Genomic DNA, 14,842 nt, shown 5'->3' on the forward strand with positions numbered 1-14,842 from the left:
CTTCAGTTATTCCGTAAACTTCTGTGAGCTCTTTTGTCAATAATGAATATATTATTAATGCAAAATTTGTTTATTTCTTTCTAAGTAAAGGGCGCTTCGGTAGAAAGCTTGTTTTTTTTGTTTTGTACAACTGTTTTGAACAGATCTTGTTCTAGTATCTGGATAACACGGCGTTCGTTGTTGTTACGAGATATGGTAAGCAGCCCTTGGTCAGCTAATTCTTGGATGTAATGTTCAATTTTTTCTGTGGTGGTCAGAAATGAGTCAGCTAGAGATTTAAGCGTTGACTCGTATTTGAGTTCTTTTGCTCCATTGGCAACGAACATGTCTAGCATGCGTACTACGCCCATGTTTGCGCTCGGAACTTTCATGGCTTTTTGGGTTGTAGTTTTGAGGCGATTAACGAGTACGGTGATGATAGAGGTGATCACTTTGGGTGAGTTTTGCAAGTATTCATCGAAATCATCTTTAGTGACTTTAATGACCTTTGAGTCTTCACGGGCAGTCGCTGTGGCTGTGCGTACGCCTTCATCCAGAAAAAGAGCCATTTCGCCAAAAATAGAAACAGGCGTGAGGTTAGCAAATACTTTATTATGCCCTTCAACTGTACCGGATATCTCAATTTTACCTTCAGTCAGAATGTAAGCGGCATCGCCTTTGGTTCCTTCTCTAAATAGAACATTGTGCTTAAGCACATTACTCATCAAGAAATTTCCACGGGAAACTTGTTTCAACTGAACTGTCTGCTGTGGGGTTATTGCCACTTAATTGCTCCTAGCTATAACTGTTGATTGCCCGATTTCTGGTTTTACATAATCTGCGAGCATATTGTGTTTACAACTTATCAAACGATTCAGAAGCTTGAAAACTACTCCTGACCAGCGGTGCGCTAAAGATATTTTTTATTCCTAATGACTTGCCATACTCGGCATACTCTTCGAAAACAAGTGGCTCAACGTATCTTTTAACCGCTGGGTGCTCTTTTGAGGGGCGCATGTATTGCCCTACAGTCACGATATCGCAATTTGTTTCTGCTAGGTCTTTAATAACCTTGTAAACTTGCTTATCCGTTTCTCCCAGCCCTACCATTAATCCTGATTTCGCGGGAATACTATTGCTCAATTTTTTTACTCTATCCAGCATCTCAAGACTTTGCTGGTAGTCTGCTTGAGGCCTAATTTCTGAGTACAAATCAGGGGTAGTTTCGACATTATGATTGATGACATGGGGGCCGGCTTTGATGACGGTTTTCAGCGCATCAAGGTTGCCTTGGAAATCTGGGATTAGTACTTCAATTTTACAATCAGGATGGTCGGTGCGAATGCGTGTGATGGTTTCAGCGTAGTGCTGGGCTCCACCGTCCGGTAGGTCGTCGCGTGTGACTGACGTGACCACTACGTACTTAAGGCCGAGCCTTGAGACTGCCTCGGAAATACGGCGCGGTTCATCCGCATCAAGCGGATCTATATCACCCGAAGTAATATTGCAGAAGGCGCAGTTGCGCGTACACACGAATCCCATGATAAGAAAAGTGGCGACTTTGCGCGAAAAGCAATCCCATGTGTTGGGGCATTTCGCGTTCTGACAGACCGTATTTAAATTCAGGTCAGCCAGTAGTTTTGCAGTGTCATTGAAAGATTTACCCGCCGGAAGCTTAACTCTAAGCCACGAAGGAATCCGCAAATATTCTTCTGAATTCTTCTTTAAAGACATTTTTAACATCCTCGATGTCAATATCCTTATCCGCTTCAGCAGAAAGGGATGTCGGGTGTGCGCCATGCAAGCCGCAAAGGGTGATAGCATTGAAAAGTGTCATGTCGCGGGAAATATTAAATGAAAGGCCGTGGTAAGTGATCCATTTTTTCACACCAATTCCGATAGAGCAGAGCTTGCCGTCACCAACCCATACACCGGGCTGACCTTCGCTTCTGTTCGCTGAAACACCAAACCGTGCCGCAGTTTGAATAGCTGTTTCTTCCATGTCATGAAAGAACTTCTTAATGCCTCCGCGCCGCTTTTCAATACGCATGACGGGGTAAACAACAAGCTGACCTGGGTAATGGCAAGTAATATTGCCACCCCGGGTAGTACGAACAATCTCCGCACCCATAGCACGGAGCTTCTCTTCACTGATCAGCAGATTGTCCAGCCCTCCCTGCCTGCCGAGAGTCACCACAGGGGGGTGCTCTAGCAGGTAGAGAGTCTCAGGCGCAGCGGACTGCATAACCTGATTAAGTTTTTCAATCTGAATTTTTTCAGCTTCATCATGGGGAATAATTCCCAGATCAATAAAATCCAATTGAAGTTATCCTTCCACCCTTATTTACGGGGAGGTTTATTTTTTTTGTAGGACTCTTTTTTTGAACTCGTCCAAGAATCGGATGTGTCCTTTGGAGAATGACTTTTTCTTGAACTTGTCCAAGACTCAGATGTGTCCTTTGGAGAATGACTTTTTTTTGAACTTGTCCAAGAATCAGATGAGTTCTTTGGAGAATGACTTTTTCTTGAATCAGGTCTTGAATTAGAACGTTCAACTGGTTTTGAATCTTGATCAGGTTTTGACTTGTGATCAGATTTCGGGTCAGAAGGCTTTGCATTCGCAGCTTTATGAATTGCGCGAGTCGGCAGCTCAACAATCTTTGCGCCTGATTTTAGGTCTTCTTCTAGTTTTTCTGGTGTTGGAATTCCTACGAGTCCACCGGGGAAGATTGATCTTGCTTCGCCTTTGGCTAGAAGTAGGATTAAACCTTCTGCGGCACATCCATATTGCCCGAATCCGCCATCGTCAATTCTGAACGATTCGGAAACAGTTCGTATGAGCATACTGTTTTCTTCTGGCACTGGAGTAGGGGCATCGGCCTGACCTACGTATAGGAAACTCATGCTGACGTTATCTTTTTCCATGCGACATTTCTTCGCGAGCTTTTGTAACCACTCTGGAGCATGGGTCGAGTCAAAGTTGAAATGACACCAAGATTTACCTTGCTCACCGCTCATGGGACATTCTTCGTTATGTGGACACGGAGCTAGGATTGAAAGTCCTTTCTCGATAAATTCATTACGCAAAAGGGAAAGAACGCGGCCCGAACGACGGATGCCTGGTTCAATGATGAGCATTTTCCCTTTAGGTGCGAGCATTCTGCTTATCTGTTGAGAGAATTTATTTGCCCATAGTGGAAGGGGCGTGCGCATTCCAGATGAAGCTTCGTTCACCATGTTTGCGGTGATTAGCAGGTTCGCTTTTTCGCGAACCTTGGATGATGGGCCGCCTTTGACGTTAACCATTTTCCAAGGGCTTTTGGGTGCAAGCGCTTCAAATAGTTTTTGTCCTTCGCGCATAGGCTTTGGTGAACGGTCAACGTTGATAAAGGTCAATCGTTTTTCGCGAAGGTTAGGTTTTGCAATCCAGAGTGCTTGCGCGACAGTCAGCGGTCCTGCTCCGAGGTCAATTATGACGCCTTCATTGGGCAGATCGAAATCCATGCCCTGAAAAAGGCGGGTAAGCCTGTATAAATTCCAAGGTAGGAAAAAGCGTAAGTAAGCATTAAATGTGCGTGGATCACCCATGTAATCTTTGGGTAAACTTGCGCGATCACCTGTTAGCATTTTTGATAAATCGCGGATGGCGTAGTGGACTTCCTCTCTATGTCTTGCACGTAGAGGCGCTGCTTTATCCAATATCTTTTCATAGTATTCTAGCGTGTTGGTGACTTTTTCTTGTGGTAATGGGAAAAGTGATGTGACTCTAATAGACATATTGAAATATCATCCTTTCGAGATATTTTGGTCCAAAATCCTTTCCTCCTGCTAACTCCAATACGGTAGTTAGGGATGGTAGATTTGAAGCGAAATCTCGAGCATTTTTATTATTTGTGAGAATTACAGCTCCGGCTAGGGAGGTGTTGCCTGCGGCGCGGGTTATAGGACCTGTTTCAGCAGGAATAAAACCAGTAGTTACAAGATCATTAATATTTACATGCTGTCCCATTGCTCCGCCTAGAATTAAGGAATTCAGTGAAGAAGGGGGCAGGCCGGCCTGATCTAACAGGGCCGTCATGGCTAAATTGAAAGCGGCTTTGACTTTTAATATTTCTTCTATATCAGAAGCAGGGAGTAAAAGCTCCGTATTTGAGCCTAGATTGAGGGCCGGAGAGCCGTGTAGTTCAGTTATGTTTTGGGCTAGTCGCGCCGCAAAAGGAGTGTTTCCATTTGAGAATTGTCCTTCGCGGGTGAGCACACCTGATTTCAGCAAAATAGAGCAGAGTGAGAGATATCCTGTTCCTGTAATACCTGGAGTGCTTCGGCTATCCGGTTCACTTATAAATGACGGAGAAAGTCCGGCAGGTGTGAGGGTGAAAGAGGAAATTGCACCCGGTCCGGCTGTTCTGCCATTGGATAGTCCTACGCCTTCGAGCGCTGGGCCCATGGGGACAGATGACACAATGTATTCATCTGGCGTGAGGCATAGAACAAATTCACCGTTAGTCCCTAGATCCGCAAAAAGATATGGCGGCTCAGGAACTGCGTCTGAAAAATTAAGGGAAACGATGCCTGCTGTTATATCTGCCCCTACAAAAGGAGCTAGATGGGCAGGGACATACGCTTTGGGAAGATCGTGATTCAGTGATAGAATCTCACCGCCCGGACTTGGGAGTGAATATGGCGCACGGCTTAGCCCTTCGATGTTGTCTTCGGCAAGAATTGAGATCATTGAAGGATTGCCCGTGATTACCATGTCTTTTGCGGGCGCGGTCTGTTCAATAATCTCAGCAAGTCTGTTTGTGACAAGGTCAGATAAAATTTTGCATTGCTCAGGCTTTTGCGCGAAAGCAAGACGGGACATAACTTCGCTGCCAAGTCCGATTTGCGGGTTTAGCTCCTGACCGGAAGTTACTATTTTGCCGTTTAGTGTAAATGCCCAGTGCATACCCGTGGTTCCGAGGTCGACGGCGAGTGATAGATTGTCAGGAAGGCCGCTGGCAAATTTACCTGAAATTTTAGGAACAACGCGTTCTGGATGCGGGAGGTAAACTATTCCCGCGTTTGCTTTGTGTAAGCATGATAACCGCCAGCCAGACTCAATTTCATCTGAACTGAATTTCTTGAGTTCCTCTTTCAAGGGAGCTGGTGCGGATGATCCAAATCTAACTTTACACAAGGCGCAACGGCCCATACCCGAGCAGAGAGGAACTCCGTTAAAAGCTCCGTTCAGGAATAGGATTTGAGCAAGATTAAGCTCATTTGATGGTGTCAGTTCAAGGACGGTTCCGTCATGAACATTCACAGTGAGTGTGTTTTTCATTTGTCGTAATTTTTTGGAATTTTTCTTACAAACGTAACATATATACGCGGGAGCGCTTTAGCAAGGGGGAGGTAGGGCGCAGATCTTTTTAAAAATTAACCATCTAGCTTTTTAATGGCATTACGCAGATTATCCATCCAGCGGTCTGCGAAAATATCGAACTCGCCAATTCCCCGTACTACAGGGATTGCTTCAATTCCTTTTGAGGTAACTATATTCTTCCATGATTCATCATGATCTCCAGCCATATCTTTCTGAACATGATTACCCGCGCCGAATAATAGTGGCAGAAGGAAGGCTCTTTTCTGGCCGGATGCTTCTATTTTCGCGGCAATCTTTTCGATATCATCCTGAGAATTAAGTCTGCCCATGTAGGCATTTTTATCTTTGGATTCGAGCGCGTATTTGAAATGTTTGTATATATTACTGCCGTTCTCTGAGTGGCGTGAACCGTGAGCAACGAGGATTAACGCATCCTTTTCAGGGTGTCTTTCAGGTAGAGCCGTCAGGATAACGTCTGAAACCTCGTCTATCTCTTGAATATTTGTGAGTAGTGGTTGGCCGGGGATAGCTTTTGTAAAAGTATAATCTTCGCAGTTTATGTCGTTAATGATCAAAGTTATGTTCTCGAATTCAGAGCCGGGGATAACGTGCAGAGATTGAATCACGATGTGGGTTATCCCCTCAGCACTCATTTCTTTCAACGTACCTTTAATCGAAGGACTGTGTTTGCCCTGCTTACTGAGAGCTCTGAGGATATGATCTGAGGTATAAGCTTTTTTGGCTGGAATATTTGGATATTCTGCTGCAACTTTATTTAAAATATTGTCCAGAGCAGAATTGGCGGCACTGTTGCTTGAGCCATGTGCGGCGAGTAGAATGCCTTTTTTCATCAAATATATCCCTGCGGAAAAAAACGTTGTGTGTACTTTTACTTTGCGTGAACAGGGATTAATAACAGACAAAGTAAAGGGAGCAAAGCTTTTTGATACTGCCCAAAATAATGAAATTTAGTCTGTTTAATTTGAATAATTAGATTATATTCCAGTTTCGTTCAGTCCTAACTGGGTATTGATTAACGTTTCAGTGTCTATAACTAATGCGTCATTTTCTCCCATCATTCCGAAGCCGAGAATAGGGAGCTTGTAAATGGTGTTTACAGGTAAAGTGAATCCGGTAACAACGGCTTTTTGCTGGCGCAGAACGTCATCTACGAGTATTGCAGCACTGTTTTTTCCAAGTTTAACAAGGATTACTTTTGAAAGCTGTCCTTCGGGTGGCTGAGGAAAATCAAAGACGGTGTGCATTCTTATCAGTGGGTGAATTTTGCCCCTGACAGAGACCGTTTCGCGTCCATCTGGAAGAAGGGCAAATTCTTTCAGGTTCGGTTCATATACTTCGAGAACTTCGCGGCTTGGGAAAATAAATATTTCTGAGTTCACAGAGGTAATAAGAGCGTCAACAATACCTTCATTAACAGAGCGGCTCAGCGGAATGGCAATGGTGAATGTTGATCCTTCACCCAGCTTACTTTTAATGGAGACTTTGCCATCAAGGGTGTTCTGAATAGAACTTACAACCGCATCCATTCCGACTCCGCGTCCAGAAATATCGGTTACTGCTTCAGCTGTGGAAAATCCTGACTGGAGGATAAACTCGAAAATTTCTTCTTCAGCATATTTTTTTTCAGGGTCAGCAAGTCCGCGTTCAAGTGCCTTTGCAAGTAACACTTCTGAGTCCAGGCCTTTACCGTCATCAATGATTTCGATGTATGCGAACTCGCCTTTTCTGCTTGCGCAAAGGCTGACAGTTCCAGATTCATCCTTACCGCACATTTGACGGTCTTCAGTTGATTCTATCCCATGGTCCAGCGCATTTCTGAGCAGGTGGACGAGGGGTTCGTTAAGACATTCGACAATTGTTTTGTCCAGAGCCAGATCTTCGCCAATGACATTAAATTTAATTCTTTTGCCGAGTTTTTGAGATGTGCTCTGAACGAGTCTGTGCATGGGCATAAAAATTTGTTTTAGTGGAACAAGTCTTATTTCATCCACCTCAGATTGCAGGCTTCGGATCACTTTATCAAGCTCGCCGAGACTCACGGAAATTTTAGCCATATTGTCGGTTCCAGTCTGAGCGATTACGGCATGGGTAACCATCAGTTTACCAACAAGTTCGATGATGGAGTCAAGCTGCTGAGTTGAAACACGGATTGAAGATATTGCTTGTGACTTATCTTTTTTCTTTGATTTAGATTGTTCTGCTTTATCAACTTTTTCTTCTGATTTGATAGGCGAAGCTGCAACAGTAACCTGAGGTTCTACACTGCTTACTTGCTCTTCTTGCTGAACCTTAGAGGTTGCATTTGCGTCAGCTGTTTTTCCAGATTCTTGAGCTATGAGCTGTTCAAAAGCATCCAGTTCTGCGGCTTCGGCCTGAGCAAAATCTATCTCTGGGGCTGGGGCGATATCAATTTCTTCAGTTTTGCAGTCAACTGGCGCGGCTCCCTTATCCAAAAGACCTGCAATGCAAAAAAAGAATTTTTTCTGAGCTTCGGTAATTTCAAGCAGGGTTGTTACTAGATCCGGCGTCACAGGGGTTATGCCGTCAGCGAGCATGTCGAGCAAGGCGATAACTTGCGTCGACGGTATTTTCACACTCGCAAGTCCAAGAGTTTGCATGATATTGTTAATATCTCCGGTGCCTTGCTCAAGAGTAATAATTGTCTCTTGTATATCTTCAATACAGCTTGCAATACTGTCTTTCATTATGCATTTGCTCCAGAAAGGTTGTTCGATAGGAAATTTTCCCGACTATCATACTCTGTTAGGTATCTCGAAAATCCCCAAGTGTGAAAATTTGCTGAACATAAACTGTTCATGCCAATGATACCAATTTCGAGATCTTGGGAAAATGAGGCCATCACTTCAAAGAGAGACGAACCTACGGACAAAGTGTTGCTGAAATCAAAAAGAACTCGGCGACCAGTTCCAATGTTCTGCAATACGTCTTTGACGGGGTTACGCTGGCTGGCAAGATAAAGTCTGTTTACTGCAAGACTTATAATTTCCGCACCGTCTACCGACTCTATTTCTATGGGATTCAGTCCACTGTCTGCAGGGCCTGCAACAAGTTTATCTTCACCTAAAAGCCTGCTTTCTATGGAGGCTGTGAATTCTGGATCATAAGTGCCTGTATTTCGCAGTTGTTCAATGAGGATGAATATTGAGTTAACGGATTCAATGGCTAAGGCTATTTGCGGAAGTTCTCTTTTGACTTCGCCTGATTCCATTTTTTTCAGGAAGCTTTCTACTTTGTGAGTAAATCCTGACGCAGGTTCAAAGCCTGTCATAAAACCTGTTACACCTTTAATTGTGTGTAGCGGGCGTGACAAAACCTCAATACCTTCTTCTATTTGTTCTTCATCGAGAAGATTAATGCCCTCAAGAACCTGAGGGTAATATTTGTCATTAACTTCTGAAAAAAATTCTTCAACTAATGAATCATCATCACTCATCTATTGCTCCGTTAAACCTAATATTATTTATTAAGGAGGCCAATTTTTTCTAATTCCTCGTAAAGCTTTTCTTTTAACAAAGGCTTTACCAGAAACGCTGAGGCTTCAAGGTCATGGAATGAACGAATTACCGTTTTAGGGTCATCGATTGCAGTCGTCATGAATACTTTAACGGCATCTTTGCTTAGAACTTTATTCTCTGTTTCAAACTTTCTGATTGCATCAAGAGCCGTAAGTCCGTCCATTTCGGGCATCATGATGTCCATAAAAATCAACTTATATGGCTTGCCTTCTTCGAAAGCGATTTTAAACGCTTCTAAGGCTTCTTTTCCATTAACTGTAATATCAATCTCAAAAAGAGGTGATAGAAAAGTAGACATAAGTTTTCGGCCGACAAATTCATCTTCGGCGATAAGTGCTCTCATTAAAGTCTCCATTAGCAAAGTTATATTATAATACTCACATATAGTGTTTTTTTAATCAATATATAGTCAATAATTTTTAATTAATTATTTAATAATTTCACTGTAAAACTGAATTTTACGGCTTTACTTGCAAACTGATGAAAGGTTGAGTACCTAATGCGCCATGGAAAAGAAGAGAACACCCCAAAGAGAAGCAAGAATTAGGCAAGTGCTTGAAAAGCGCCAGAAGGACCTGACCCTTATCGTCGATAATGTTTGGGATCCGCATAATGTTTCAGCTATTTTACGTAGTTGTGATGCCTTTGGCGTCTATGGCATTCATTTATATTACTCCACAGCCCAGTGGCCGGACTTTGCTAATAAAACTTCGGCTTCCGGCAAAAAGTGGGTAGAGCGCACAAAACATACCGACCCTGTAAAAATGGTCGGTTCGCTAAGAGATCAAGGTTATCAGGTTCTTAGAACCGGTTTTTCAGAAACGGCAAGGCCGTTGATGGACTTTGATTTGAGCATTCCCTCTGCTGTTATTCTAAGTAATGAGCATAGCGGAACAGCTCCTGAAATTGCTGAGCTTGTGCCTGATGAAGTTTATATTCCCATGCAGGGCATGATTCAGAGTTTTAATGTCTCCGTTGCCGCAGCATTAATTCTGTATCACGGTTTTTCCCAGAGATATGCAAAAGGTATGTATGATTCACCGTCTTTTTCACCGGAAGAGATGGATGGCATCGTAGAGGATTGGCTCACTCGCTAGAGATGGGCCGCTAGTTCTCTCCATTTGACCTCGGTGTCCGTCCATAACGTCACTAAGTCTTTTGAGAACATCTTTTCTACGTCCGCTTCGGTGAACTTGCTTTCCAGCTTGATCTTGTTACCGAAAACCTGTGCCATACCGCGTATATTGCTGGCTTTTGCGAGACTGGAGTGCTGAATGTGCCCTATGCGAAGCTGGCCTGCATATATGTGCTCGTGCCCATCTAGATAATGCCGTAAATCCCGCTCAAGATCATCAAACTGAGTGGGGCTGAAGCGGACGTCAAATGGTCCACTCTTATTAATGGCGTCAAGGTTCAGCATATGACAGCATCCTGATACGTGCATAGCTGGACGGGTATATGAAAATTGTCCGTAATCAAAGCTTGATCCACAATTATTGAAAATCATAATTCTTTCGGTCAAACCTTCGATTTGAGATTCCCCGATACCGGGTGGAAGCATATGGTAATCTGCAGATTGTAGCGATGTAGGTTTTGCAGTGGACGTAATCCGGCATCCTACTGCACCTGGATTCCCATATTTTTTTGCGGTTGCGAGTAATTCTTCAAGCCAGTTTTCAGGCAATTCAACATCATCATCCAAAAATACTGCCCATTTCCCTTTGCGGACTTCCGGTTCTGCAAGTAGCCAGTTCCTAGCAGCAGGTGCGCCGACATTTACTGGTAGCTGAATCGAATTATATTGCCCCTCCTGAAAGAGTTTGCCTGCTGTTTGGACTACTTCTCCCGTGTTGTCGGTAGATCCGTTGTTAAGGGCAAAAACGTTGGCTCTGCCTATGTTTGAAGCGGCTACGTTTTTAAGCGTATTATCTATCAGCTTACCATTGTTCCACGAGTACATCAGGATTGAAACTTCATTCGAATAATCTAAAATATTTGCAGTATCAATAGGGTTTAGCAGCGCGTGAAGTTTCTGGCCCCAATTTACATTCCAGATATTTTTCTTCCAGAGCGCGGAAAGGGTGGCTATTGCCTCATCATTTGCGCCCAGCTTTAATTGTATTTCGCACTTGATATACTCTTTCCATACCCCCCATACGTTCCCATCCAGCTTTTCAACTGCGTCCTGAGCTTCGTGCGGAGGTTGGTACAAAAAACTATACTGCGCATATAGCCTATGTTTTACAGGGGTTAACAGCTCATTCCAGTTAGTAAGTTCTAACGCTGACTTCGCTAATTCGGCATTTCCTATCCGTAGTAGCATGTCCCATGAGTGAGCTAGGAAAGCTATTCCCTCAGAACTTCGCAATAAGGGAAAAAGGTGTTTAATTATCAAGGAATGGTCGCCTGCCTGAAGTAGAATGTCTAGATCTTCAACAGGGACACAGTCCATATTCATGTTGGAAATATAATTAATTATTTTTTTAAGTTCATCAGGAGTGTTGATATGACTTACTTCTGAAAACTTTTGCGCGGCATAGTTATTCAGTGGATTTTGCACCCACTTTAAGCGTGCTATTTCTCGGCATGGAACAGCAAAAAAAGGTTTTGATGTTGAAAGTCTCTGAAATGTATTAATAAGTTCGCATTGGTGTGAGTGTTCTTCGGTTCCTAGAACCCATAAAGGAACCGCATTCTTCATTTCATGTAGAAAATTTTCAACATTTGAGGTCGTTAATCCAGAGTTTTGAGGGGGCATCAATTTCTCCATACGGGCGTTTCGTGTTCGGAATATGAATTTATAATACTTTATTTCTGCGTAGAGTAAAAGATGTTGGACATACAGTTTAAAGCTGTTATAGATACACTCTTTATATTTATAGATTTGATCGGAGAATTACGATGACAAATGTTGATGCCGTAAAAATAATTAGATCAGGCGGGGTGATTATTTACCCCACCGAGACTCTTTTTGCCCTTGGAGCTGATGCTCGTGATGAGGGGGCTGCAAATCGTGTTGCTTTAGTGAAAGGACGGCCTGTTTCAAAGCCGCTTCCTCTTATCATTGGTAGTATGGAACAACTAGAGCTTGTTACAAAATATGCGGTGCCCGCTGTTCTCAAGCTTGCGAAAGCATTCTGGCCCGGTCCTTTGTCTATATTAGTTGAAGCGCGCAGTGAATTGCCTTCCGCGGTGAAGGATTCGCGAGGCTACACATCTGTTCGGTGGAGTGAGCATCCTCTTGCCTCCAAGCTTTGTCTTTCGTCCCGCGCTCCGCTTATTGCGACCAGCGCTAATTTTAGTGGTGAAGATGCTGCTGAAAGGGTTGAAGACATTGATAGCGATTTAATTGATTCGGTAGAGGGAGTTTTTGACGGTACCCCTGCACCCCGCGGTGGCAGCCCTTCTACTGTGATAGAGGCATTTCCCGACGGTAAAGTAAAAATTGTCCGTGATGGAGTTATTCCTCGTTCCGCACTAGCTCAGGCTGGTTTTACAGTTATTGATTAAACTTTTTCTAGTAAATGCTATTATCGGGCCTGCTCTTTTAAAAAGAGCAGGCCCTTTTGTTTTTTGGGGTACAAAATATTTAACTGGAAATAGCTTAAACAAACGATATGCATTATCTGAGTATAAAATGTTGTACTTCTTGTGGTGGTACGCTTTTAATGTTTTTAGGTAAAAAAGTCATATTTATTAGTTGTTTATAGTTTAAATTTAAGTTTTGTAAAACTTGGCACGCGTGTTGCTATATTCTAATCACCTTCATTCTTTTGCTGAGAAAATATCGAAAAAATGGCCCCACCGAGTAATCAACGGTGGGGCTTTTCGATTTTTTAGCCCACCACGTACCGCTGTAGCCTACGATGCAGAAAATTCCACCGTTGGCTTCACGGAATGCAGGCGTGTCTGGTTAGTCGTCCAGCAGTGCGTGGATATGTTTATCGATGGGAACCTCAATTACGGTCACGCCTTTACTGTCTAAAGCCTTTTTAAATAAATCATGAATGTCTTCAGTTTTCTCTGCGTAATGAGCTTTTGCTCCATAGCCTTTGGCGAGTGAAACTATATCTATACCGGGTAGATCTAACCCCGGCACATTCGGTGTCTCTTCTAAAAGAGCAAATGATTTTAGAATACCATATTCTTCATTTTTGGGTACAACGATTGTGATATGCAATCCATGTTGTACCGCTGTCCAGATTGCCTGCGGGGAATACTGAAAAGATCCGTCCCCCATGATGACAATGACGGGTCTGTTTCTACCTGACCATTTTTCAGCAAAAGCCAATCCTACCGCTGCGGGCATGTCCCAGCCTAGTCCCCCTGAACCCATCGTGTAATAGCTGTCCGGTTTACATATGGTGCCTAGTCTGCTCCTGCTTAGCTCTGGAATATTGGATGGAGATTCTTGTACGAGAATATAATCTTCGGGTACATGTTCGGAGAGCACTGCGAAAAGTTGTTCAGCCGTAAGCGGGTATTTTATATCTTCTAAAATTATCGACTTAGATGTTGATTCTGGCGCTGCGTGAGGCTGTGTATTTCGCGGTGTTATGAGCTTGGATAGCTCAATTATAGCGAGCTTACTGTCGCTGACAAGACTGTCTCCTACGACGGCTTTGGCCGCTTCGTACGGACTATCTGTTATCTGCAAGAGCGTAGCACCGGATGGCAGATAATCTCCTGCAACCCACGGGTAATACCTGAATACGGGTGCTCCGATAACAACTACAAGATCATGCCCGTGCAAAGCCTTACTTAACGGGCCTATTGCTGCGGGCAGTGCGCCTTTAAATAGCGGGTGGTTCTCTGGAAATGATATTCTTTCTGAAAAAGGGCCATTCCACACAGGAGCATTAACCATTTCGGCTAAAGTGATACCTTCGTCCCATCCATTGCTGCGGGCAATGTCTCCGCCATAAACGAGAACAGGATTTTTGCTTTGATTTATGCGCGCCGCAAATTCAGTGATTCGCGTAGGGTCAGGTGCTGTTCTTGTCGATGTTGTGCGGTAAACATCAATGTCTTCCATTTCTTGATCCCAGTCATCGAGAGGCAGAGATAGAAAGACAGGGCCGGCCGGTTGCTGAATGGCTGTGGCATATGCGCGCATAAATGCACCCGGCACATCTTGAGCGCGTGCAGGTTCATGGCTCCATTTTACCCATGGCTTTGGAAAATTGGCGGCCTCTACATTAGTTAAAAACGGCTCACTGAGCAGCATGTCCCGTGTCTGTTGTCCCGCAGTGATTATGAGCGGGGTTTTGTTTACGAATGCAGATAGGATGCAGCCCATGGCATTTCCCATTCCGGCGCCAGTGTGCACGTTAACAATCACAGGCTTTTTCAACCCTTGCGATAATCCATCTGCAATGCCGACAACGCTGCACTCTTGAAGAGCTAAAATATAGTTAAAGTCCTCGGGGAAATTTTTTAAGAATGTTTCTTCAGTTGAACCGGGATTGCCGACAATGGTGGTCAAGTCTAAACGCCTAAGCAAATCAAAAGTAACTTCACGAACGGTCTTCATAGGCAGTCCTCACTAATATGGTATAATTACGGAGAAGATATCGTTGACTTATTCCTAGCATAATAAATCATATGCCCTCATCCATGTCAAAAGCGTAGATGTTTGAAGAAATACGTAAGACCCTTCTCTTTTGGGCGAATTTCGCATGAAATATGCGAATTGATGTGCTTGGATTCTGTTGGGGTTGTTTCATGATCATTTTCAGGTTCAAAAATTTTAACCTAAAACCCAATGAATCTACTGTTTTTAATTACGGAGTATAAAAAATTTAACTTGTTAGCGAGTTTTGCAAGTTGCCTCTATTTTGTGAAATGGTAGCTATTCCAAATGCTTGCGGTTAATTTAATTATTTTTTTAGTTTTGGCACGCGTGTTGCTATATTCTAATTACCTTCATTCTTTTGCTGAG

At 43.5% G+C, this 14,842-nt stretch carries 13 protein-coding genes; 2 read left to right on the forward strand and 11 right to left on the reverse strand.

Annotated features, from left to right (window positions below):
* Window positions 1-80 precede the first annotated feature (80 nt).
* The 9 genes from BR06_RS0108045 to BR06_RS0108085 form a co-directional block, all read right to left on the reverse strand.
* Window positions 81-764 (reverse strand): Crp/Fnr family transcriptional regulator, encoded by a 684-nt coding sequence (locus BR06_RS0108045; RefSeq protein WP_031481957.1) that lies wholly within the window; start codon window positions 762-764, stop codon window positions 81-83.
* Between the two features lie 70 nt (window positions 765-834).
* Window positions 835-1,713, reverse strand: coding sequence for a lipoyl synthase (gene lipA, locus BR06_RS0108050; protein ID WP_031481958.1), 879 nt, complete (start codon window positions 1,711-1,713; stop codon window positions 835-837).
* Window positions 1,661-2,299 carry a lipoyl(octanoyl) transferase LipB gene (lipB, locus tag BR06_RS0108055; RefSeq protein WP_031481959.1) on the reverse strand — a complete coding sequence of 213 codons (639 nt, stop codon included), beginning with the start codon at window positions 2,297-2,299 and terminating at the stop codon, window positions 1,661-1,663. Before lipB ends, lipA begins: the two co-directional genes overlap by 53 nt.
* A gap of 20 nt (window positions 2,300-2,319) precedes the next feature.
* A complete protein-coding gene (locus tag BR06_RS0108060) occupies window positions 2,320-3,756 on the reverse strand; it encodes a small ribosomal subunit Rsm22 family protein (RefSeq protein WP_084154065.1) in 1,437 nt (478 codons plus the stop codon).
* A complete protein-coding gene (locus tag BR06_RS0108065) occupies window positions 3,746-5,302 on the reverse strand; it encodes an ASKHA domain-containing protein (RefSeq protein WP_031481961.1) in 1,557 nt (518 codons plus the stop codon). The genes BR06_RS0108060 and BR06_RS0108065 overlap by 11 nt, the downstream gene beginning before the upstream one ends.
* A 95-nt stretch (window positions 5,303-5,397) precedes the next feature.
* Window positions 5,398-6,195 carry a sirohydrochlorin cobaltochelatase gene (locus BR06_RS0108070; RefSeq protein WP_031481962.1) on the reverse strand — a complete coding sequence of 266 codons (798 nt, stop codon included), beginning with the start codon at window positions 6,193-6,195 and terminating at the stop codon, window positions 5,398-5,400.
* Window positions 6,196-6,339: 144 nt separating this feature from the next.
* Window positions 6,340-8,070 (reverse strand): chemotaxis protein CheA, encoded by a 1,731-nt coding sequence (locus BR06_RS0108075; protein WP_031481963.1) that lies wholly within the window; start codon window positions 8,068-8,070, stop codon window positions 6,340-6,342.
* The gene (locus BR06_RS0108080) at window positions 8,070-8,819 is read right to left on the reverse strand and encodes a histidine kinase (protein ID WP_031481964.1); all 750 of its coding nucleotides are present in this window, start codon (window positions 8,817-8,819) and stop codon (window positions 8,070-8,072) included. Before BR06_RS0108080 ends, BR06_RS0108075 begins: the two co-directional genes overlap by 1 nt.
* Window positions 8,820-8,842: 23 nt before the next feature.
* Window positions 8,843-9,244: a response regulator gene (locus tag BR06_RS0108085; RefSeq protein ID WP_031481965.1), complete on the reverse strand. Its 402-nt coding sequence runs from the start codon at window positions 9,242-9,244 to the stop codon at window positions 8,843-8,845.
* Between the two features lie 163 nt (window positions 9,245-9,407).
* On the opposite strand from BR06_RS0108085, the gene BR06_RS0108090 reads away from it, so the two are divergent.
* The gene (locus BR06_RS0108090) at window positions 9,408-9,998 is read left to right on the forward strand and encodes a TrmH family RNA methyltransferase (RefSeq protein WP_031481966.1); all 591 of its coding nucleotides are present in this window, start codon (window positions 9,408-9,410) and stop codon (window positions 9,996-9,998) included.
* Here the strand turns inward: BR06_RS0108090 and BR06_RS0108095 are convergent.
* Entirely contained in the window at window positions 9,995-11,659 is a 1,665-nt protein-coding gene (locus BR06_RS0108095) for a glycosyltransferase family 2 protein (protein WP_034602938.1), read from the reverse strand. The genes BR06_RS0108090 and BR06_RS0108095 overlap by 4 nt on opposite strands.
* 143 nt (window positions 11,660-11,802) lie before the next feature.
* Between BR06_RS0108095 and BR06_RS0108100 the strand changes: the two genes are divergently transcribed.
* The gene (locus BR06_RS0108100; RefSeq protein ID WP_031481968.1) at window positions 11,803-12,411 is read left to right on the forward strand and encodes an L-threonylcarbamoyladenylate synthase; all 609 of its coding nucleotides are present in this window, start codon (window positions 11,803-11,805) and stop codon (window positions 12,409-12,411) included.
* A 403-nt stretch (window positions 12,412-12,814) separates the two neighbouring features.
* Here BR06_RS0108100 and mdlC read toward each other — a convergent pair whose 3' ends face one another.
* Window positions 12,815-14,434 carry a benzoylformate decarboxylase gene (gene mdlC / locus BR06_RS0108105; protein WP_031481969.1) on the reverse strand — a complete coding sequence of 540 codons (1,620 nt, stop codon included), beginning with the start codon at window positions 14,432-14,434 and terminating at the stop codon, window positions 12,815-12,817.
* Window positions 14,435-14,842 lie beyond the last annotated feature (408 nt).

The sequence above is a fragment of the Maridesulfovibrio frigidus DSM 17176 genome, from assembly GCF_000711735.1.
Classification (GTDB): Bacteria; Desulfobacterota; Desulfovibrionia; order Desulfovibrionales; family Desulfovibrionaceae; genus Maridesulfovibrio; species Maridesulfovibrio frigidus.

Coding starts and splice junctions, on each gene's coding strand:
- lipA (WP_031481958.1), bottom strand. CDS start 1,713: ATGTCTTTAAAGAAGAATTCAGAAGAATATTTGCGGATTCCTTCGTGG.
- BR06_RS0108060 (WP_084154065.1), bottom strand. CDS start 3,756: ATGTCTATTAGAGTCACATCACTTTTCCCATTACCACAAGAAAAAGTC.
- BR06_RS0108065 (WP_031481961.1), bottom strand. CDS start 5,302: ATGAAAAACACACTCACTGTGAATGTTCATGACGGAACCGTCCTTGAA.
- BR06_RS0108070 (WP_031481962.1), bottom strand. CDS start 6,195: ATGAAAAAAGGCATTCTACTCGCCGCACATGGCTCAAGCAACAGTGCC.
- BR06_RS0108075 (WP_031481963.1), bottom strand. CDS start 8,070: ATGAAAGACAGTATTGCAAGCTGTATTGAAGATATACAAGAGACAATT.
- BR06_RS0108080 (WP_031481964.1), bottom strand. CDS start 8,819: ATGAGTGATGATGATTCATTAGTTGAAGAATTTTTTTCAGAAGTTAAT.
- BR06_RS0108085 (WP_031481965.1), bottom strand. CDS start 9,244: ATGAGAGCACTTATCGCCGAAGATGAATTTGTCGGCCGAAAACTTATG.
- BR06_RS0108090 (WP_031481966.1), top strand. CDS start 9,408: ATGGAAAAGAAGAGAACACCCCAAAGAGAAGCAAGAATTAGGCAAGTG.
- BR06_RS0108095 (WP_034602938.1), bottom strand. CDS start 11,659: ATGCCCCCTCAAAACTCTGGATTAACGACCTCAAATGTTGAAAATTTT.
- BR06_RS0108100 (WP_031481968.1), top strand. CDS start 11,803: ATGACAAATGTTGATGCCGTAAAAATAATTAGATCAGGCGGGGTGATT.
- mdlC (WP_031481969.1), bottom strand. CDS start 14,434: ATGAAGACCGTTCGTGAAGTTACTTTTGATTTGCTTAGGCGTTTAGAC.